Genomic DNA, 19,511 nt, shown 5'->3' with positions numbered 1-19,511 from the left:
CCCGATCCGTTCTCGTCGTCGGGCGAGTGGGCGCGCTTGACGCCCCGGTCTCGATGCGGCGGCCGCGGGCCGGCGCCTGGACGCCACGCCCGGAGGTCGCACCCCATGGGGCGGTGCGGTGGGGACCGGCTCCCCGGTGATGTGGCACCTCGGAGCTCGCACCCCATGGGGCGGTGCGAGTTACTCTTGACGGGACTGTGGAGCGGAGGACGTGTGCTGGTACTGGCTGAGGAGCCCCGGATCGATCTCATTGTCAGGATCACGGGGGCGTGCGGCGGCGACGGGGCGCACGCCTTCGCGCTGCGGAGGGATGAGGCGGGGCGGTGGGTGGAGGGCGATGCGCTCGGCGGTGCGCCCCATCCGGTCGAGGTGGACCTGTCGGAGCCGGACCGGATCTCCATTGTGCTCAGAATGGACCGGGAGTACCACCTGACCGCGATGCGGAAACAGGGCTCGCTGTTCGCCGGCGTTGAGGTGAGCAGCCTCGGTGAGCGCCCCTATGCGGTGATCGCTCTGAAAGGTGTCGAGAGGATTCCCCTGCCGGTTGAGAATCGTGACGGCACCTGTCTCGTGATCCGTTCGGAAGGGGCGACGGTGCTCGGGGACTTTGAGAGGCGGCAGAACAACGAGGGGTCCTTCTTCGAGGGAAGTGAGCTGTTCTGGGGGAGCGGAAGAGCGAAGAAGGTGGCGAAGTGGTATGTGGAACGTTCTCTCGACTGTGCGATGAGCGTGCTGGCCTTCGAAAAAGGAGGCGCCATTAAGGACGCCACTCTTTGGCCCGCGGAGGACTGCTGGCTGGGCGTGGAGAGAGGGGCTGCGGGCGAGGCGGGCCACCTCATCTGCATCACGTCCGTCCCCTTCTCGCCGTTGAGCGGACGAATCAGCTGATGCCGCTGAGCGCGGCGGAACGGAGGAGATGTGCTGGTACTGGCTGAGGAGCCCCGGATCGATCTGATTATCAAGATCGCGGGCGCGCACGGCGGTGACGGGGCGCACGCGTCCATTATTCAGAAGGACGGGACGGGGCAGTGGATGGAGAGGGGCGCATTCGATGACGACGACGCCCCGCCTCATTCGGACGAGGTGGAGGTGGACCTGTCGGACCCGGACCGGATTGTTATGACAACCGGGCCGGGCCGCAGGTGCCAGCTGCTGGCAGCGACGCGAGTGCGAGACTCGCTGTTCGCAGGCGGCGAGCGCACAGGTGCTAAGAGTCAACTGCTGGCATGGGCGCGAAAGCGAGGCTCCCGGCTCCCGAACCGCGAGCGAATCGATCCCGGCGACATGCCATTCACGCTGCTCGCCCTGAACCTCGACAGCGCCAAGAGGGCGCCCCTGCCGTTCGATATTCATGAGGGCACCCACCTTGTAGTCCGCCCCGACAGGGTGACAGTGCTCAAGAAGTCGGCCATGAAGGCCGTGGAGCGCAGTCCGCTAAGGCATCTGGAGTCGGTCGGGTTCTCTCTCGGGCAGGAGCTCCCCTGGGAGAGCGGGACGGGGGAGAGCGCAACAGAGTGCGCGGTCTCGCGCTCATTCCAGGGCGGGATGAACATGATCACCGATGAGGGCCTGATGACCTTCGCCCGTCTGTGGCCCGTGGACGGGCGTTGGGCGGGGGTCGAGGAGAGCAATGGCAGGGGCCGCCTGATCTGGATCACCCCCGACCCGTTCCCTCCGATGGGCGACTGCACCGGCCTGTAGCGCTGGGCCGCCGGCCGCTCCTGGACGCCGGCCGGCCCGGGCTGGGCGCCGGGCGGCCTGGCCCCCGGGCGGGCCATGCGTCGGCTGCGGCGTCAGGCTCAGGACCTGTGGTGGCGGCGGCCCCCGGGCCGCCGGCTGTTCTCGGCCCCGGGCGTGTCCGTCAACCATGACGTAACACCCCAGACGACAGAGACAGATCGGCCGACGAAGCGATGCGACCCCGTTCACCCATCCCCAGCGAGGGCTCCCATGACGAGCACCGTGTTCCCGGCGGCCGACTCCGGTAGGCGGCGGGGTGCGCCGGTCGCCGTCGAGAACGCCCTGTCACTGGCAATGCGCCTGGAGGAGGTGGCCGGCCGCCGAGACTCCGACGTGCTGCACCGCGCGGCGGCATTGGTGCGGGAGTCCGCCGAGGAGCTCCGATCCGCGGGCCGTGACTCGGAGGCCGTGCTCCGCGAGTGCATGCGCCTGGCCAGCGACGCACTCGACGCGGCGGACTCGATCCTGGAGGCGGAGGCGGAGTGCTGGATCACCCTGGCGGACCTCCACGACCTGCGGCAGGAGCCGACGGACTTCAGGGGGCGGGGCATCGCCTGCCTCATCCGGGCGATCCCGCTCTACGACGACGAGGAGCCCGACCCGGGGCACGCCGGGTGGAGGCTCTTCGCAGGACGACACCGGAGTGACCGGACGGCGTGGCGGGCGGGGCTCATCCTGCGGGCGGCGACTCAGTTCCAGGCCGAGGGGAGGGCGCAGGAGGCCGGCCAGTACGCCGAGAAGGCCCGCTCCCTGTTCGCCGAGGCGGGCGAGCACGGCAGGGCCGAGGAGTGCCGGAGGCTCTCCGAGCTGGTCGGGCGGACGCCGGCGTGCCCAAGTCCTCCACCCGCCCCGACCCAGCACGCGCCCGCCCCGACCCAGCACGCGCCCGCCCCGACCCAGCACGCGCCCGCGGCGCCGTCGTCGAGAAGGGCCCCGCGGCGGGCGCCACTCGCGACGGTGCGCAGCGGGACGGGCCCCCTCGACGCGATCCGCGACCTCAGGCCGTTGCCGTACACGGAGATGGACCGGGCCGACGCCGCACGGAGGCGCGAGGCCGGCTTGGTCGTCCCCGAGGGCGATCGCGCCCGGTTCGAGGAGGCGGGGCGCCTCGCACAGGCCGCCCTGGCGCAGACCGAGGCCGGACGGCACCGCGATGCCCTCCTCCTCTACGCCATGGCGCAGCCCCTGTGGGCCGGGATCGCAGGGGCTGAGCTCGCCGGGGCCGCATGCCGCTACGGATTGTCGACCACCTGCAGCGCTCTCAACATGCCCATTGAGGCCTGCGCGGCAGCGCGGACCGCGCTCAGGCTCGTGGACGCGGTTCCTGCCGCCGCCCCCTACCGCGCCGCGTGCAGCAGCAGGGTCGAGGACCTGCGCGGGGTCATCGCCGAGCGCTATCCCCGGCCCGAGCCGGCCGGGAGGGGCTCGACGACGACGGCGGAGATGCTGCTGGAGGTGACCGAGCGGTCCTTCCGGCTGGCTCAGGCCGGGGATCTCGGCGCTGACCTCGACCGGGACGTCCTGGGCAGGACCATCGCCATGGCGCGCAGCGCCCGCTTCGAGCTCGAGCCGGCTGCGGCGGTCTTCTCCGGCGAGCAGGTGAGGCTCGCCCGCTGCCTCTTCATTATCGGCGCGTGCCTCGTTCTCGTCGCCGGGCACGGGCACAGGATTGAGGGCCCGGTGAAGGCGGATGAGGCCTGGGCCTCCCTCCTCGGCGCCATCGTCCTGGCCGAGAGCGGCTCCGGGGCGCGGGTCCTGCGGGCCAGATGCGGCTCCATGATGGCGCTCATGGCGCGCCTCGACTTCTTCGCCGACGAGGCCCGGCGCAGTGATGTCCTCCGCGAGTCGCTGGACCGTTACCTGGCGGTGCCGGCGCCCGCGGCGCGTGTCTGACGTGCTGATGTCGAAGCGGTTCCTCGACTCGAAAGGAGATCGGAATGAATGAGCCTGCGGCGCGTCCTCAGCCTTCTGGCGGCCCGCACGAGTCCTTCGCCCCGGGAACATACGTCCTGGGAGGGCGGTACTGGATCGAGGGCCTGATCGGCCAGAATGCCGGGAGCGGCTCGCACGTCCACCGGGCCGTCGCGGTGGCGGGCGTGCCCGGTGCCGGGCTCGCCCAGGGCGACCGCGTGGTGATCAAGGTGATGCCCTCCGCCGACCTCAAGATGGCGCAGGACGAGTACGCCTTCCTGCGTCAGGCCGTGGACAACTGGTGGGACGCCAATGTCGCCCAGCCGGTGGAGGTGACCCTGAGCGGCGGCGGGGCGTGCATTGTCACCCGCTATGTGAGCGGAGACTCGCTGAGGGGGGTTCTTGATCGGGCTCCCGACGGCCTTGAGGCCGATCGCGCGCTCCGGCTCGCCTACAGCATCCTCAACGGTCTCGATGTTCTCCACAGGGTTCCCAGGGACAGGGCGAATCACGGGGTCATCCACCGCGACGTCAAGCCTGAGAACATTATTGTGACCAGCCCCGGGACGCACGACGAGAAGGCGGTGATCATCGACCTCGGCATCGCGTCCACGGCGACCAAGGCCTTCGCTGCCCCGTTGAGAGCCACGCTCCCCTATGCGTCGCCGGAGCAGCTTCTGAGCCCGGGGGATGTCACGGTCAGGTCCGACCTGTTCGCCGCGGCGATCGTCCTGTACGAGATGCTGTGCGGTGCGCGCCCGTTCGGCCGGGGCGTCGCCCAGTTCGTCGTCGGAGCCGACGGGACCGCGGTCGAGGTGCCCGGACTTGCGGGCCCGGCGGCCCGCAGCGGCGAGGTGGGCGCCATCAACGGCTTCCTCCGGCGGGCGCTCACGCTCGACCCGGCGAGAAGGGCCCGGTCGGCGGAGGCGATGATGAAGGAGCTCCGGGGCATCCACAGCTTCGGCGGCGGCGTGGTCCTGAGCGTCGGCGACGGCGTTCTCGATCTCGGCTCGTGGGGCGGGCGCGCCGGTCCTGACGGCCCGCCCCCCGGTCCTGCGGGCGGGCCGGGCCGCGGCGGCCCGGTTCCCCGGGTGCCGGGACCCGACCCGGCTGCTCCCGGCCGGGGCCGCACGGCGTCGCCGCCGGGACCCGGGGCGGTCGCTGATGGTCAGCATCGCACGGCGCTGCTGCCGGGAGCCGAGGCGAACGGCTTCGGGCGGCCCTGCCCGGTTCCGGGGCTGATTCCGGGGGCCGGGCCGGGCGATCCCGCTCGGCTCCCCCCGATTCCCGAGCCCGACGAGTACAGCAGGCTCATCGACGCGAGCATCACCGGGAGGAGGTCCGCGGACTGGGAGGCCGAGATCGGGAAGGCGGTGGCCCGCAAGAGCCTGGAGACCGCCCGGGAGGCCTATCTGGACAACCTCGTGTGCCACGTCCTGGGCAGGATTTGCGGCCGGGGCTGGCTCAGTGCGCGGGCGGAGGCCTGCGCGTCCGCCGCGGCGCCGTTCAGCATGACCGACGTCGAGCGCCGCAGCCTGCGGAACGACCAGTACGTCCTCGAGCTCCGGGCGCACATGAGGCAGCACGACGCCGATGTGCGCGACCGGGCGCAGGCCGATGCCGCCCGCGTCTCCTCCCGGGTGACAGCCGTGTGCGGGGGCGCCCTCGCCGTCATTGTACTGTTTCTCATCTTTTGGAGCGTGTCATGACCCGTTCGCTTTTTCCCGATGAGCCCTCTCCGCTTCAGCGCGAGAATAAGTGCGAGGTCCCCCACTGCGACTTGTGCAGCTCGCCGCGCGCCTGGTTGAGAATCGAGGAGCGCGAGGGATTCGGAATGGGCCAGCAGTCGATCCGCATATTCGAGGTGGGCCACCCCGAGAACTTCTGGGAGTCTCCCGGGGCCGATTCGAGTGTCGCGCCGACCCGCTCCTATGACGTGTGCTCCCACGGCCACGTCCGCGAGAGCATGGACTCCCCCGGAGGCAGCGGGGACGATCGCATCAAGGTGTGCCTCCTCGGGCCCGTCGGCGGCGGGAAGTCCCAGCTGCGGGAGACGCTGCTGCGCATCCAGGCGCCGATCCGCAGCGATGCGGGCGGGGGAGACGACCTCGTGCGCAATGCGAGGTTCGCCCGACCGGTGCAGAAGTACAGCCCCGCCGGGGCCTCGGACCGGGAGTCGATCGGCGCGACCCGGGCGGCCTCGGGCGAGGACATGAGGACGACGATCGAGACGGGGCTGCAGCGCCTTCCGGGGCGCGGAGGGGCCGGCGACGTCCTGGCCGGCTTCGAGAAGGTCCTCCGGGACGCCATCCGGGCGACGCCGGAGGGGCGGGCCCTGTCGGCCGAGGACGTGGACGCCCGGGTCGGCGACTGGGGCTGGGGGCGTCCGCCCTACCTGCGGCCGGTCCGCGTCGAGTACAGCAACGACAACCGGGAGGGCGAGAGGAAGAGCGGCTTCGACGTCGCCTTCGTGGACCTGCCGGGCGAGGCGACCGATGCGTGGACGAGCCCGGGCGACGAGCACTACGTGGGCTCGCAGGCCGACGTCGTTCAGCTGCGCCAGTCCGCGCACTACCTCGCCGTCATCGACCCGCTCGCCGCCGACTGGTGCCTCGACTCGCTCAAGGACTCCCCCGCGCTCGATCTGTCCCTGCGGGCCGTCGGCGCCCCGGACGACGCTCAGGGCCGGTGGAGGGACCTGGAGGCGCGCGGCCGCCTCGCGCGCGACGCCACCGAGGACATGATCGCGGTCATGACCGACACGATGGACGAGGAGGAGTCGGTCGGCGCGACAATCGTGCTCACCAAGTGCGACGCGATCCGGGCCCTCCTCGCCAGGACCCCCGAGAGCGACGACCCGCTCGGCCGGTGGGCGCAGCTCGTTCCCGCAGAGGACCACGAGGACTTCCGGGAGTGCGCCCGCACCGCGCTCCTGGGGTGCGAGAGGTCCTGGACCGTGCGCAGCTCCGACCCGGCCACCTGGGACTTCCTGTCGGCGGTCGTGCGCTCCGGCGTCGCGCGCCAGATGGAGGCCGTGGCGCGACTGCTGTCGCAGTTCTCCGACCCCGACAGGTTCTGGGCGCTGGCCCACTCCGGGGCCGCCGTCGAGGTTCCCCTCGAGGACGAGCTCGCGACCGCCCCGATGGGCTCGACCGGGCCGCAGGACCGGTCGGGGACCCGAGTGGTGCCCGGGGCGTCCTTCGCAGGCGCGCTCACGGTGCCGACGAGCGGCGACACGTGGTACAGCGGGCTGGGGGCGCAGCGGCTGCAGATGCGCGACGTCATGAGCGCCGTCGTCGTCAGCGCGATCCTGTCGACCATGGTGCGGCGCAACGACCTCGAGCAGCTCCTCGGCCAGCGCGAGGTGCGCTTCGCCCTGGCGAGCGCGTGGACGCGCGTGGACAGGGACGGCCGGAAGATGAGGGACCGGAGGGACGACGACGCCGGGTGCCTCCAGGTGTTCCGGCACATCCTGGCCCCGTTCCTGGGACACGGAGGGCACTGATGGGCTGGGTGATGCGCACGGACAGGGACAACTCCGCCCTGGGGGGCGGCTTCAGGGAGGACCCCGAGTACACCAGCGAGGCGACCGGCGCGGAGCGCCAGGCCCTGTCCAGGTGCTCCAGCGGCTTCACCCAGCTGAGCGTCGACATGTCCACCTCGCCGAGGGCCCTGCGCTCGGTGACCTTCGTCCACGACCGGGGCACCGGCCGCTGGGCGGTCATCGTCATCGGGTCGGGCGGCGAGTACGGCTCCGCGGGCACCATCCAGGTCGTGCTCGCGCCCGAGGGCCTGTCCCTGACCGGGGCCGCGCACCACGTGCTCGGTGCGCTCGACAGCGGCCCGCTGCTGTCGCCGTCGTCGCTCAATGCCGCGGCCCTGAGCCGACCGCTGCCCCAGGCGGGCCCCGAGGCGGACGGGAGCGCGCTGGCGCAGGAGCTCGCCACCGTCCTGAGCATGGACGAGACGCGCCGCCACACCGTGCTCGACCTGCCCGGGGCGGAGGACGAGCGGGCCCTCGTCGCGCTCATGGGCGCCGTGCCCGAGGCCATGGCCCGGCTGGTCCAGTGGTCGACCGCCTACCCGCGTCCCGACCGCAACCCGGGGAGCAAGGTGGTCACCTGCCCGTGGCCCCCCGTGCTCGCGCAGCGCCATCCGCGCGAGCACGACTCCGCCATGGGCGCGGCGCGGCTGCTCGCGCCGTCGGTCCCGCTGTCGGAGGTGCCCAGGGGTCTGGTCTGGTACGCGGGGCTCGTGCTCACCGCGCGCCCCGAGGCGGATTCCGCGCGGCAGAGGGCCTGCGGGCTCTTCGAGGCGCAGCTCGACGGCGCCCCCACCGCCGCCGACTGGGGGCGGGCCGCGACGACGTGGGAGGCGGTCCTGGAGCGGCTGCGTCCGCTGAGCGATGACGAGCTCGGCGCCGTCGTCGACGGCGCCGAGGTGCCGCCGTCCGTGTCCGAGCGCTGGAACGACGCGGCCGCCTCGCGCCTGCTGCACCTGCGGCGCGGCTGCCTGCGCGACCTGCTCACGCATTCCGACGACGCCGTGCGCGCCTCTGCCTGGCGGGTCGCCGCGGGGGAGGGCGCGCTGTACCCCGACCTCGTGAGCTGGCAGGCCGAGCTGGTCGGGGCCGGGCGCCCGGCGCCCCGTGAGGCTGCGGATCTCGCCCGGAGCACCTCCCTGGTGACGGACGTCCTGGCCGCGACCGCGGCCAGGGGGACGCCGGGCTCCCGCTGGGGGCCGCGCGCCGTCGCCTGGATCAAGTCGCTCGGAGTCGACCCGCGGGCCTACGGCGAGGCGCTTCCCCAGTGGCAGGAGAGGGTCCTGGACGACCTCGAGCGGGAGCCGGCACGGGCCGCCGAGGTCGTCGCCTACGCGCGGTCGGCCCCGGACGGCGCCGAGACCCTGATGAGGGCGGTGCGGCAGGTGCCGGAGTCGCTCGGGCCGCTGCTGTGCGGGCTGTGGCAGGGGCCGGCCGGGGGCGTGACGTGGCAGCAGCTCCTCCGGGGCGTCCTGCCCGCGGACGCCCCGCCCTCCCGGGTGGTCGAGGTCCTGGCCCTGATCGACGACTCGGCGCCCGGGGTCGGCCCTGCGGCGCCCGCGGCCCAGGATTGTGGGGGCGGGCCGGCCGGGAGTCCGGTTCCAATGGAGCTGCGGCGGGCCATTGCGGATCTCCTCGTGACCGGTTGGTCCCGGGTGGTCTGCGCCGAGACGGCGGCGGCCCTGCTGGCCTTCGAGCGCGCGCTGCCGCTGCCCCGGCCCTGTGCGGGCGGCGCGCCGCCCGCGCGGCGCCCGGCCCCGCGCGCCGCGGCGCAGCCGCGAGTATCGTCGACGGCGGATGACCCGCCCCGCTGGCGGCAGTGCCTGGAGTGCGTGCAGAGCTCCTCGGCGCTGGGCGCGAGCCTGGTCCTCAACGCGGTCTTGCTGGTGCTGGCGCTCGTGCTCTGGCTCGGCTGAGCGTCGAGATCGGTTCAAGGAGTCCGGCGGGACGCCTGGCTGGTGCCGTGCCTGGAGGAATAGTGCTATGACCGGAATTAAACAGAACGGCATTCTGGAACGGCTGCTGCGGGACTCCTGGTTGGCGTTTGCGGAGCATCTCGTACAGGATTGCTTTGGCTGGAGCTGAACAAGATCGGTGTGTGGTGGTGTGGTGGGCTGCCTGGTGTTTCTTGGACAGTGGGGACCCGGTGTTCTGGTGGCGGGATAGGATGGGACTGTGTCGAGAGCGCGGTGCTCGGATGGGCTCTGGGAGCGGGTTGTGCGTGAGATCGTGGGTGAAGGGGCCGGACGATCGCGTCGGTCGCCGCTTCTCAGTAGTCTGCCGTCCCAGGGGTGAGGGGGAGCGGGGCGGCGAGTCGGCTGAGACCGTGAGGCTGCGCGCGGAGTCCGGGGGCGTCTCGTCCTCGTGGAGGTTCTGATTACTTCGCAGCCTCTGAGCCGGGCGTGAGAGAAGATGATGCTGCAATGCGCTGAACCAGTTTATTAGCCCAGACGACAGCTTCTTCCGCAGCTGGGAGTACGGCAGCATCTTCTGCCGCCTCGATATAGGGCGTGTCCCATTGTCTGCCGATCTGTATGGTTGGCGGCCAAGATTGTTGACGGCGATAGTCGAACAGTCGCGCGCAGGTCTCAGCGAGTCGGGAGAGGTCAAGGTTCTCGCCCTTGTCGAGCAGCTGCAGATCGACCAAGCCCTTGGCCCGCTCGCTTCCCGGACTTGAAAGGGCGTGAAGTTTCTGCGCGACCTGATGATCGGCACACATCACCGGGACTGGTTTCGGTTCTTCCAGTCCGGCTTCGGTGAAAAATCCCACAAGACTATTGGAGAGGTGGTATTCGGGTTGATCGGCGTCACCGAGCTCGTTGTGCCCCAACTCGAACTTCACCGTGCACCATGACCGGCCCCGGTAGTCCAGCTTCACGTCGAAAGGCTGCATCACGTATGCGGCAGGCACCGCTGCCGGACGGGGCGCCGGCCTCTCAATGAGACGACCGGTGGACCCCGCCCATCCCGCCGCCAGCGAGTTCTCGAAATCACTGCGGAACCGGGAGAGAGACTGGACTCGTGCGGCGTCCAGATCTTGGGTGAACCGAGTCCCGCGCCCGTACCGCAACGCCATGGCGCCGCCACCCTTGATCGCGCCCTCCGGGAGCATCTGGCTCACCACGACCAGTGCCATTGAGACGCGGCGGCGCAGCGCCAGCCCCTGGGAGTCTTCAAGGTTGCGGATGCGCTGTTCGAGGGATCGCACACTCACCGGCGCGTTGTCGTAGCTCATGGTCGAAGTCCCTTCCTGACCCGCTTCCACTCCGCGGTGGTCAGCAGGCCTTCCTGCCGTGCTCGCCTCGTGGCATCCAGCAGTCGTTCGGACTCGACCCGCCCGCGGCATTCAAGGATCGCCTCGGCAACCGGCTGTGACGCCAGTCCCTCGTAGAAGGTGGCGCGCCTCCCTCCGGGAACCTGAGTCAGCTCGATGAAGGGCGGAAGCCTGGCCCGAACCCTGCGGGGAACCGCGACCTTGATCCGCCGTGGGTTCACATCGGCAAGGCCGAACAGCGCCAGAACTGATTCTCCGTGCAGGTATGCTCCCCCGCCGACCCGCAGCAGAGCCTCCGCGAACTGATCGAAGCGCGTCGGCGGGACGTCCGGCACACGATACAGGCCGTAGGCGACGTTCATCAGACCGCCGCGAGCCGCCAGCTTAGGAAGTTCAACGGCAGGATGGACTGCTGGGAGCGTCTCGGACAGGAGCACGAGCACCATCAGACACGGCGCCCCCCACGGCGTCGTCCATGCCCCGGCTGTCGGCGCAGCACGGGTGGTGCCCCTATGTTGTGTGTCAAGCGGCGGCTGGCAGCTGGTCTGCTGGCCGTGGGTCGTAGAGGGCATCTCACATCGACATGGCGGCCCGCAGGCGCCCGTACACGACAGGGGGAGACGGTATTCCACTCGATTCCACTCGGGCTGGGGCTGCCAGTACACCTCCGCCCAGCTCGCCAGGCACCTGGAGAGCTACGGCACTCGCCCCTCGGTGGGCAGGGCCGGGGTGTGCTGGGCGGGTGCCCGGGCGGAAGTCGGCGGGCGCCCTGAACCGATCTCGGTGCGGAATACGACCGATCTCGGTGGAAGTCCTCCGCTCATCGCCCCGGCTCCCCGGGCGGGACCCGGCGGAACTTCTTGTCCGCCTCGTCGTCGGGCAGGTCCCGGGCGAGGGCGCGGATGTCGCGCAGCAGGCGCTCCGCCTCGGCCGACGCCGGTACCGAGCTGAGCCGGCTCAGCTCGCCGAACAGGGCCTCCGCCTCCTCCAGGCGCTGCCGCACCTGCTCGCGGTGCTCCTCCAGCGCCCGGGTCTCCTCCTTCGTCCGGCGGACGCGCTCCTCCAGCGCGTCGATCTCGCCCCGGGCGCGGTCCCGCTCAGCCGCGGCCTCCTCGGCCCGGCGCTCCAGGCGCGTGCGTTCGGCGTCGAGGTCGGAGACGGCGTGCCTGGCCGTCGCGAGCGCGGCCTCCCGGTCCTTGACAGAGGCGAGAAGCGTCTGCTGCTCCTCCTGCACAGCGTCGATGCTCTCCTGCAGCTGCTCCAGGCGGGCGCGCTCCGCGGACAGGTCGACGCCGCTGACCGCGTCGGCCTCGTGCTGGAGGCGGGTCTCCTTCTCCTGCAGGGCGACCAGCTCGGAGTACGCGCCGTCGAGGTCGTCCGCCAGGAGCTCCGCCTTCCTCCTCTCGAGCTCGGCGATCTTCGCCCCCAGCTCCAGCTCGGTGACCCGGGCCGTGTCCAGGACGATGCCGAGATCGGCGAGACGCCGCTGAAGGTCGCGGAGCAGGTCCGCATTGCGTCCGGCCGAGCCGGCGGCGTCGTCGAGAAGGGTCTCCCGGATCGCGTCGCGGGCGGGCAGGGCCTCCGTGCCGGCGACGGCGAGCCGGCGCAGCACGTCCGCGTAGACGCTGCTGTCCTCGTAGAGGCGGCGGATGACGAGATTCTGCGAGTCCTCGTCGAGGGCCGCCCAGGCGCGCGCCCATGACTCGGGGTCCTGCGCCTCGACGACGAGGGGCAGCCATCCGATCCAGGGGATCGGGCCGGAGGAGCCGGCGAGGTCAGAGAGGAAGTCGGTCAGTGGCATGGCGTCTCTCAGTCCCTACCGGCCCGGAGGCGGCCCATGAGTGCGGGGCCCCTTCTGTCCGCGAGCGGCGGCGCCGCGCCCAGCTGGGTGAGGGCCTGACCCGTGCCCGTGAGCTGAGCTGAGGCCTGGTCCAGGGCGGACTGAAGATCGTGGACGAGCCTGTCCAGGCCCTGGGTGACGGCCTGAACCTGGGCGACGCGCTGCTGAGTCTCGGTCACCTGCGTCCGGAGGGACTCCAGGCGGGCCTGCTTCTGCTGCCACTCCGCCTGGACCTCGGCGAGCTCCTGCTTGGCGTGCTCGTGCTCCTGGCGCGCTTCGCGAATGCTCTCCTCGAGACGCGTCTTGTTGGCCTTCAGGGCCTCCGTGTCGCCTGCGAGCCGCCTCTGCTCGGCTTCCCGCGCCTTCCAGTCGTACGCCTGCAGGGTCGACATGAGGGCCTTGAGGCGGGTGATCTCCTTCTCGAGGGCGTTGCGCTCCGCGAGCTCGGGATCGCGCGCGGCCTGGGCCCTGAGCCGCTCCGCCTCCTGCCTGAGACTCTCGATGTCGATATGCGCCTCGAGCGCGGCGCGTGCCTCCCCGGTGTCGAGCTCCGCCCTCCGCCCGATCCGCTTCAGACGCTCCAGCTGCCTGGCGGTGGCCGCCGCCGCGTCCTCGTGCGCCAGCTCGAGGGTCGGGTCGTCGAGCTCTGTCAGCTCCCTGGGCAGGATGCTGCGGATGACGTGGTCGGCGAGCGGGCCGGCGTCATTGTGGAGACGGGTCAGGAGGGCCTCGCGATCGTCCGCGTCGAGCCTCTCCCAGGCCCCGCGCCACTGGTCCGGCTCCTTGTGCGCGGCAAGCGCCAGGACGTACCACTCGTCCCAGTCCAGTTCGGACTGCGATCGCGCAAGTCGTGCGAGCATTGTCTGAAGAGTCATCGTGACGCCTTTCTGGCCTCGGCGATCTGCTGGGGGGTTCTTACTGGGGCGAGGGGCCGCTCCGACTCGTCGCGCAGAAGGATGCCGCCCGCCTGAGGACGGCGCGGACGGTGGAGCTTGCCGTCGACCTCGACGAGCCTGCGCCCGTTGTTCCCGGTGACGGTGAAGTGGAGCATGCCCTCGGTGTCCGCGGTGAGCCTCACGTCAACGTTCTTGAGCGCGTCCCCGGAACCGGACAGGGAGCGCTCCCAGGTCTGGTCGTAGGGGCTCCTCATGTCGTCGAAGACGACAATGAGCTGGGTGAACAGGTCGTTGGCCTCGATGTCCAGCGTCCCGAAGCCGAGGTCCTTCAGGCCGACCGTCGCCGGCAGGCGGGCCCCCTTGACCAGGAGCGGCGAGGCGATGCAGCGGCGGGAGTCGTCCAGGTCGAGCTTGTCCGCCATGCTCTCGGGGACCGTCACCTCCAGCCCGACGTCCCACAGGAGGCGCTCCTCAATGGTGATTCTTCCCGAGGCGACGAGCGCGGCGCCCATGGCGACCGCCGTGGAGAGCCTCGACTCGTTGAGCCGGAGCCTGCCGAGGCGGTCGAGGATGCTGCGCGCCTCCGAGCGCGTGGTGAGCTCGCGGATCACGGGCTCGATCACCTGGGAGCGCAGGCCGCCGATCCTGCTGCCGCCTCCCGTCATGAGGACCGCGTAGGGGAGGTGGCCCGGCTCCCCGATCCGGGACAGGAAGCGGGTGAGGAGCTCCTTGGCGCTCTCGAAGAAGGGGCCCAGGCGCGCGAGGTAGTCCGAGCGCGACATCGGCGTCGTCACGAGGGCGTCCCCCACGGTCGAGCTGATCGGGACGACGCGACGCCCCCAGCTGCCCTTCACCCGGTCATCGAGGTCGTTGCGCCCCTCGGCCATCCTGAAGGCCTCGGACAGCGTGTGCAGGTAGCCGGTCTCCGCCGCGGCGAAGGCCTCGCGGAGCCAGCCGTTCTCCTCGCCCTCCAGCGAGCTCAGCACCGCCTCGGCGGTGCTCGGCACGCCGATCCCGGTCTGGGCGGCGATCGCCTCGAGGTGCTTGCCGAGCAGGAGCGCGGTGGCGTAGTCGCCGCCGACGTCGTTGTTGATCGCATCGACGACGACGAGCTCGCTGGGGGACTTGATCCGCACCAGGCTCAGGTCGGTGGTCCCGCCGCCGATATCGACGATCAGCAGGTCCTTGCCGGTGAAGGCCGAGGCGTCGCCGACGGCGTGCAGCGCATACGCGGCGGCCGCGACGGGCTCGTCGACCGTCCTGTCCAGGACCTTCGTCTCCAGGGGGCGGCCGCCCGCCCGCGCCGCCCGCGCGGCCTCCCGGGTCGCCAGGCACTTCTCGACGTGCTCGCGGCGCCAGCCGTGAGGCACGGTGACGACGACGGACTCCACCTCCTCGCCGCCCAGGCCCCCGGTGATGCTCTTCATGACGTGCTCCACGAGCCATGTCGTCAGCAGCTCGGGGGTGATGGGCCTCGGGCCGTCCCCCCAGTCCTGGGTCGCGAGGATCGTCTGGTTCGCCATGGACATCTTCCACCTGCGGAAGGTCTCCGCGGGGTTCGCGTCCGGGTCGGCCCAGAAGTTGCGGGCCGCCGCGCCCACGGTGAGGTTGCCGCCGGTCTCCTCGACGTGGATGACCGACGGCAGCAGGTCGCTGTCCTCGAACTTGTGGATTGCGACCTCCCCCTTGCCGTCGACCTTGGCCACGACCGTGTTCGACGTCCCGATGTCGATCCCGATGCTCACCACGATGAATCCGCCTCCTTGACTTCCGATTGACTCCGGTCCTGTTCCGGCACCCCGGTGCCCTCGCGGTCGTGCCCGTCGCGCTCCAGCAGGCTGCGCACCTGCTCGATGCGCACCATCACCTTGACGGTGCTGCCCACCCCGCCCCGCACGAGGCCGACCGCGGCCCCCTGCGAGGGGTCGATGAGGGGGCCTCCGCTGGCGCCGTGCTCGACGGCGCCAGCGACGTCGAAGACCTTCTTCGACCGCATGTTGCGGCTGACCCGGACCTGGACGATGTGGGGGTCCTCGCCGGGCTGCCAGTGGTGGTACCCCGCCGCCCACAGCTCGCTGCTCACGGGCACGTCCCGGCTGTGCCCGAGCGGCAGCGGCCGGCGGCCGGCCACCGCCTGCGCGGGGACCCGCAGCAGCGCCGTGTCCGTCTCCTCATCGACCGCCACGACGCCGGCGCTGATCTGCTTCGGGCCGATGTGGGCGGTCACCCGCGTCGCGTCCTGGAGGACGTGGGCGGCCGTGGCCACCAGCCCGGAGCCGACGACGAGGAACCCGGTCCCCATGGCCTGGCAGTCCTCCTGGTCGACCACGAGCGGCAGGACCGCGTCGCGCAGGCACTCCTCGCACTCCGAGGCGCTCATCGCCCCCGACGGCGGGGGCGGCGCCGCGTCAGGGCGGGACGGGGCGGCCGGGTCGAGAAGCCGCGCGAGCCGCGGATCGGCGTCGTGCACCGCGGCGAGCAGGTCCTCGCCGGTCAGGCGGGCCGCGTCATCGTCGGGATGCGCGCGGGTGCGCGAGATCATGGCCTCCTTCGCCTGCCGGTACATGCCGACCGCCCACCGCGCGTTGCCGAAGCCGGGCCCGGCGACGCTGCGCGCGATCGGCGCCAGTGAGACGAAGCGCTGCTCGAAGCCGGCGGCCAGGCGGTACCTCTCCGCCTGCGCGCGCCCGCGCATGATCGCCAGCAGCTCGGCGGTGGACAGGGGCTCGAAGACGATCTCCCGGGGGAACCTGTCCTTCAGGCCCGGATTGCGGGTCAGGAAGTCATCCATCTCCGCCTTGTAGCCGGCCAGGACGACCAGTGTGCGGCGGTTGGCCGGCCGGGTGGTCTCCGCGACCAGGGTGTCGATGACCTCGGCGCCGTAGCCGTGCTCGGCCGGGACGCTGTAGGCCTCGTCGATGAGGAGCACGCCGCCGCGGGCCGCCCGGAAGAGCTCCCTGACCTTCTCCGGGGTCTGGCCGGAGTAGCCGGCCTGGAGGTTGGCGCCCGTGGCGGCCGTGACGGTCGGGCGGTCGAGGAGGCCGACGCCGTACAGGTAGGGCGCGATGACCGTCGTCGCGATGGAGGTCTTGCCGGTGCCGGGCGGCCCGACGAAGCGCAGCCCGTCGGCGGCCGGGCGGGGGCGGCCCGTGCGCAGGCAGTGCGCGAGGTAGTCCCGCTGGGACTCCAGGTAGCGGCGCAGGGCGTCCAGGCCCGTGTACTTCCCGAGCGCCTCCAGCGCCTGCGCGACCAGGGCGCCGTCGGTGCTGATGACCGCCGGGATGTCCTCGGCCCCGATGACGCCGGGGGCGGCCTGCGGCCTGGAGTCGTGCGCGCGGCGGATCTCCTGCCAGGTATTGCGGGCCCCGCCGGCGTTGCCGAAGCCCGCGTCCAGGCGCCGGTCCGCGAGCAGCCGAGCCAGGGGCGCCTCCGCGGTCCGGTCGAGGGCGAAGCCGTCGTCCCGCGCCATCGCGCGCACGACCCGCCCGAGCTCCTCGACCGTGTAGTCGTGGAAGGACAGGACGTTGGGGAAGCGGCGCGGCAGGCCCGGGTCGGCGCGCATGAGCCGGTCGATCTGATCGGAGTAGCCGGCGAGGATGATGACGGTGTTGCTGCGGTGGTCCTCGGCGAAGACCAGCAGGGGGTCGATCGCCTCCCGGGAGTGCCGGTCCCTCATCAGGTGGTGCGCCTCGTCGATGAGGACGACGCCGCCGACGCCCTCGCCGAGCCTGGCCTGCATCCGCGCGCCGGTCTCGCCGGCGTGCATGACCTCGCCGAGGGGGATCTCGACGACCTTGTCGGTGGGCAGGAGCCCGAGCGCGTGGAAGAGCCGGGCGGCGATGCGGGCGACCGAGGTCTTGCCCGTGCCCGCGGGGCCCTTGAAGACCATGTGCATGGTGGCCTGCGGGATCGTGCCGCGCTCGCGCAGGTCGGCCCGGCGGCGCCGGGCGAGGGCGGGCAGGCTGTGCATATAGGCCTTGATGTCCTTCAGGCCGATGAGCGAGTCGAGGTCGCGGAAGACGGCGTCCACCCGGTCCGCGTCCGGCTCGGGCAGCCTCAGGAACGCGTCCGCGGTCATGATTCGGGAGTCCCGGGCCGCGGAGGCGGCCCGCCTGAGGGCGCCGTGCAGGTCGGTGCCCGCGGCCAGGTGGGCTGCGATGCTCCCGGTGTGGCGGATGGCCAGATCGTGGCGCAACGAGACCCGTATCAGGGCGGCCTCGACTTCCTCCGGCCGCGGGGTCGGCAGCCCGAGGGCCTTCACGGGGCTGTTCCACAGGGCGAAGGCCTCGAGCTCGTCGCGGGGGTCGAGCAGGACGAGCAGGAGGCCGGTGCTCGCCCGGGCGCGCTGGACCAGCATCCGCATGGTCCGCTGGAGGTCGCGCAGGGCCTCGGGGCCGGCCTCCTCGCACTGCTCCGGCAGGCCCTCGACGACGGCGATGATGCTGCGGCCCTTCGGGTTGCCGAATGCGGCGGCCAGGCGGGCGAGCTGGTTGAGGTAGCCCTGGCCGTCGGCGCGCGAGCGGGCTGTCTCCGCAGCACGCCGGGTGGGCTGGCCGGCCTGTTCGGTCTGCTCTGCCTGGCCGGCAGGCTGGGCCTGCGGTGGGCCGGCCGGATGGGCCGCCTGAGTCGCCTGGGGCGTGTGAGCCTCGCGGCCGTCGTCGGAGCCCGGGGTGCCGGCGGGATCGTAGCGGTGGGCCGGCCGGCGTCTGGGCTGGAGCAGGTCCAGGAGGGCGGCGGCATCGTCTTCGGGGCTGAGATCGCCCTGGGCGGTGAGGGTCACGGCGACGACGTCGGGGTCCTGCTCCCGCGCCCAGTGCCGGATGGTCTCCGCCAGCGGGAGGCAGCCGAGGTAGGCGTCGTGGAAGAAGATGTCGTCCGTGTTCGCCGTCAGACGCCACACGGGCTCCACGGCATTGAGCTCGCGACCGTAGAGGAAGCGGTGAGCTCGTGAAACCATGGGCGGCTCCTTCGAGGGCGGACGGTGCGGACGAGGCGGGCTGAACGGCGGACGTGTTGGTGGTCAGGATGCCAGCATCCTGTGACGGACGTGAAGGCCGGCCGGCGTCGCGCTCCCACTGTGACGGATGCGGATGCGGGCCGGGGTCGCGCCCCTGGGCGCCCAGCGGGGCCTCTGGGCGCCCGGAAGCGTCGGGCTGAGACATATTGCCGCCGTGAGAGCCCGTCGCCTCCTTTCCCGGCCGCGATCGTTAGTCGAAGTCCTCTCCTGTGCCTACCAGCAGCGGGCCGGGGGCCGAGAACATGAATGCCACGATTGATGCAGCGAGTGTGAGAAGAAGGGTGGAGACAATGAAGAGGACCCAGGACATTCCGGTGCGGAACCACGGGGCGGGGCTCCAGGGGAACCACGAGGTTGTGAGGGCGGGGAGCTCGCAGCCCTGGAGCGCCGGGATGACGTCGGCGTGCTGAAAGGCGAGGACGAGGGATACTGGTGTTACGAGCACAATCATTGCCCGAAGCGCCTCCACGAGGAGGCGGTCTGGACTGCCTTTTCTGAGTCCTATGTAGGCGAAAGTGGGCAGCTGGAGGATGCAGCAGAGCGCGATGAACCCCACGAACATGATGAGCAGTGGGGCGACCGTCTGGAGGGCGGACGCTCCGAGGCGGATAATCGTCCACTGGCCGTCGTCGGGCGCGAGATGGGCCATGAGAGCCGAGTACTGATCCTTCGCGACGCACGAGCGGGCGGGCGCGGAGCGGTCGACAGTGAGAAGGACCCCGAGGACGAAGGGGATGAAGAGCGAGGCCTGGGCTATAACGACGTGCTTTCTGGCTCTGCGCTTCTTGCGCCTTATTGATGATCTCCTGATTCGCTGAGGCCTCCGAGATCCTTCCGGCCGCGAGGACTCGGGGGAGGTGCGGTCGTCGGGGGTCTCGGGAGACTTCTCCCCCGGGGTGCCGGGAGGCTCCGGCTTCCTCTTCGGGATGCTGGGGCGTTTGGGATCCTTTACCGGCGTGCTGGGGCGTCTGGGCTCCTTCGCGGAGTCGCTGGAGGGCTCCGGCTTCTTCTCCTGGTCGCGGATGACAATTCCCAACTGGACTCCTCGGGCGGTTGGGGGCCTCTCGGGCGGGCGGCCGAGGGGCGCTATAGGACAGATACGGTTACAGATACGGTCATGACCGCCGTATTGCGCGGCGGCGGGATGGGTGCTGATGAGTCGCGTCGGCGTCGTCCGGCCGGGCATGAGCGCCGTGCGGTGGGCGTGCACGTCCGTGCGGGCCTGCGCCCGGGGCGGCGAATCCTCATGGTGATGTGGCGGCCTCACCTCTCGTACATCGCCCGCTGCGCCG

The 19,511-nt window shown here is 71.5% G+C and carries 13 protein-coding genes; 6 read left to right on the top strand and 7 right to left on the bottom strand.

Translation table 11 applies throughout. The features are described from left to right. Window positions 1-213 precede the first annotated feature (213 nt). The 6 genes from O145_RS10040 (at window position 214) to O145_RS10015 (ending at window position 9,108) form a co-directional block, all read left to right on the top strand. The gene (locus O145_RS10040) at window positions 214-888 is read left to right on the top strand and encodes a hypothetical protein (RefSeq protein WP_043562585.1); all 675 of its coding nucleotides are present in this window, start codon (window positions 214-216) and stop codon (window positions 886-888) included. 30 nt (window positions 889-918) lie between these two features. Continuing rightward, a complete protein-coding gene (locus tag O145_RS10035) occupies window positions 919-1,701 on the top strand; it encodes a hypothetical protein (protein WP_043562583.1) in 783 nt (260 codons plus the stop codon). A gap of 249 nt (window positions 1,702-1,950) precedes the next feature. Further along, a complete protein-coding gene (locus tag O145_RS10030) occupies window positions 1,951-3,633 on the top strand; it encodes a hypothetical protein (protein WP_043562581.1) in 1,683 nt (560 codons plus the stop codon). A 44-nt stretch (window positions 3,634-3,677) separates the two neighbouring features. Then, on the top strand, window positions 3,678-5,360 hold the full coding sequence (locus tag O145_RS10025) for a serine/threonine-protein kinase (protein ID WP_043562579.1): 1,683 nt from the start codon (window positions 3,678-3,680) through the stop codon (window positions 5,358-5,360). Then, entirely contained in the window at window positions 5,357-7,156 is a 1,800-nt protein-coding gene (locus tag O145_RS10020) for a hypothetical protein (RefSeq protein WP_156966707.1), read from the top strand. The genes O145_RS10025 and O145_RS10020 overlap by 4 nt, the downstream gene beginning before the upstream one ends. Further along, window positions 7,156-9,108 (top strand): hypothetical protein, encoded by a 1,953-nt coding sequence (locus tag O145_RS10015; RefSeq protein ID WP_043562575.1) that lies wholly within the window; start codon window positions 7,156-7,158, stop codon window positions 9,106-9,108. Before O145_RS10020 ends, O145_RS10015 begins: the two co-directional genes overlap by 1 nt. Window positions 9,109-9,569: 461 nt before the next feature. Here O145_RS10015 and O145_RS10010 read toward each other — a convergent pair whose 3' ends face one another. From O145_RS10010 to O145_RS18180, 7 genes are all read right to left on the bottom strand, one after another. Then, window positions 9,570-10,427 carry a nucleotidyl transferase AbiEii/AbiGii toxin family protein gene (locus O145_RS10010; protein ID WP_052374969.1) on the bottom strand — a complete coding sequence of 286 codons (858 nt, stop codon included), beginning with the start codon at window positions 10,425-10,427 and terminating at the stop codon, window positions 9,570-9,572. Next, a complete protein-coding gene (locus O145_RS10005; protein ID WP_229118492.1) occupies window positions 10,424-10,828 on the bottom strand; it encodes a hypothetical protein in 405 nt (134 codons plus the stop codon). The genes O145_RS10010 and O145_RS10005 overlap by 4 nt, the downstream gene beginning before the upstream one ends. Window positions 10,829-11,286: 458 nt before the next feature. After that, window positions 11,287-12,267 carry a hypothetical protein gene (locus O145_RS10000; protein WP_043562573.1) on the bottom strand — a complete coding sequence of 327 codons (981 nt, stop codon included), beginning with the start codon at window positions 12,265-12,267 and terminating at the stop codon, window positions 11,287-11,289. Between the two features lie 8 nt (window positions 12,268-12,275). After that, a complete protein-coding gene (locus O145_RS09995; RefSeq protein ID WP_043562571.1) occupies window positions 12,276-13,181 on the bottom strand; it encodes a hypothetical protein in 906 nt (301 codons plus the stop codon). Beyond that, complete coding sequence (locus tag O145_RS09990; protein WP_043562569.1) at window positions 13,178-14,950, bottom strand: Hsp70 family protein; 1,773 nt, start codon at window positions 14,948-14,950, stop codon at window positions 13,178-13,180. Before O145_RS09990 ends, O145_RS09995 begins: the two co-directional genes overlap by 4 nt. After that, the gene (locus O145_RS09985) at window positions 14,944-18,159 is read right to left on the bottom strand and encodes an AAA family ATPase (RefSeq protein WP_043562567.1); all 3,216 of its coding nucleotides are present in this window, start codon (window positions 18,157-18,159) and stop codon (window positions 14,944-14,946) included. Before O145_RS09985 ends, O145_RS09990 begins: the two co-directional genes overlap by 7 nt. 250 nt (window positions 18,160-18,409) lie before the next feature. After that, complete coding sequence (locus O145_RS18180) at window positions 18,410-19,255, bottom strand: hypothetical protein (RefSeq protein ID WP_156966705.1); 846 nt, start codon at window positions 19,253-19,255, stop codon at window positions 18,410-18,412. Between the last annotated feature and the right edge of the window lie 256 nt (window positions 19,256-19,511).

Origin of the sequence: Actinomyces israelii DSM 43320 (assembly GCF_000711965.1) — a bacterium.
Taxonomy (GTDB): Bacteria; Actinomycetota; Actinomycetes; order Actinomycetales; family Actinomycetaceae; genus Actinomyces; species Actinomyces israelii.
Note: the sequence above shows the minus strand (reverse complement) of the source record. Positions and strands in the feature narration are given on the sequence as shown.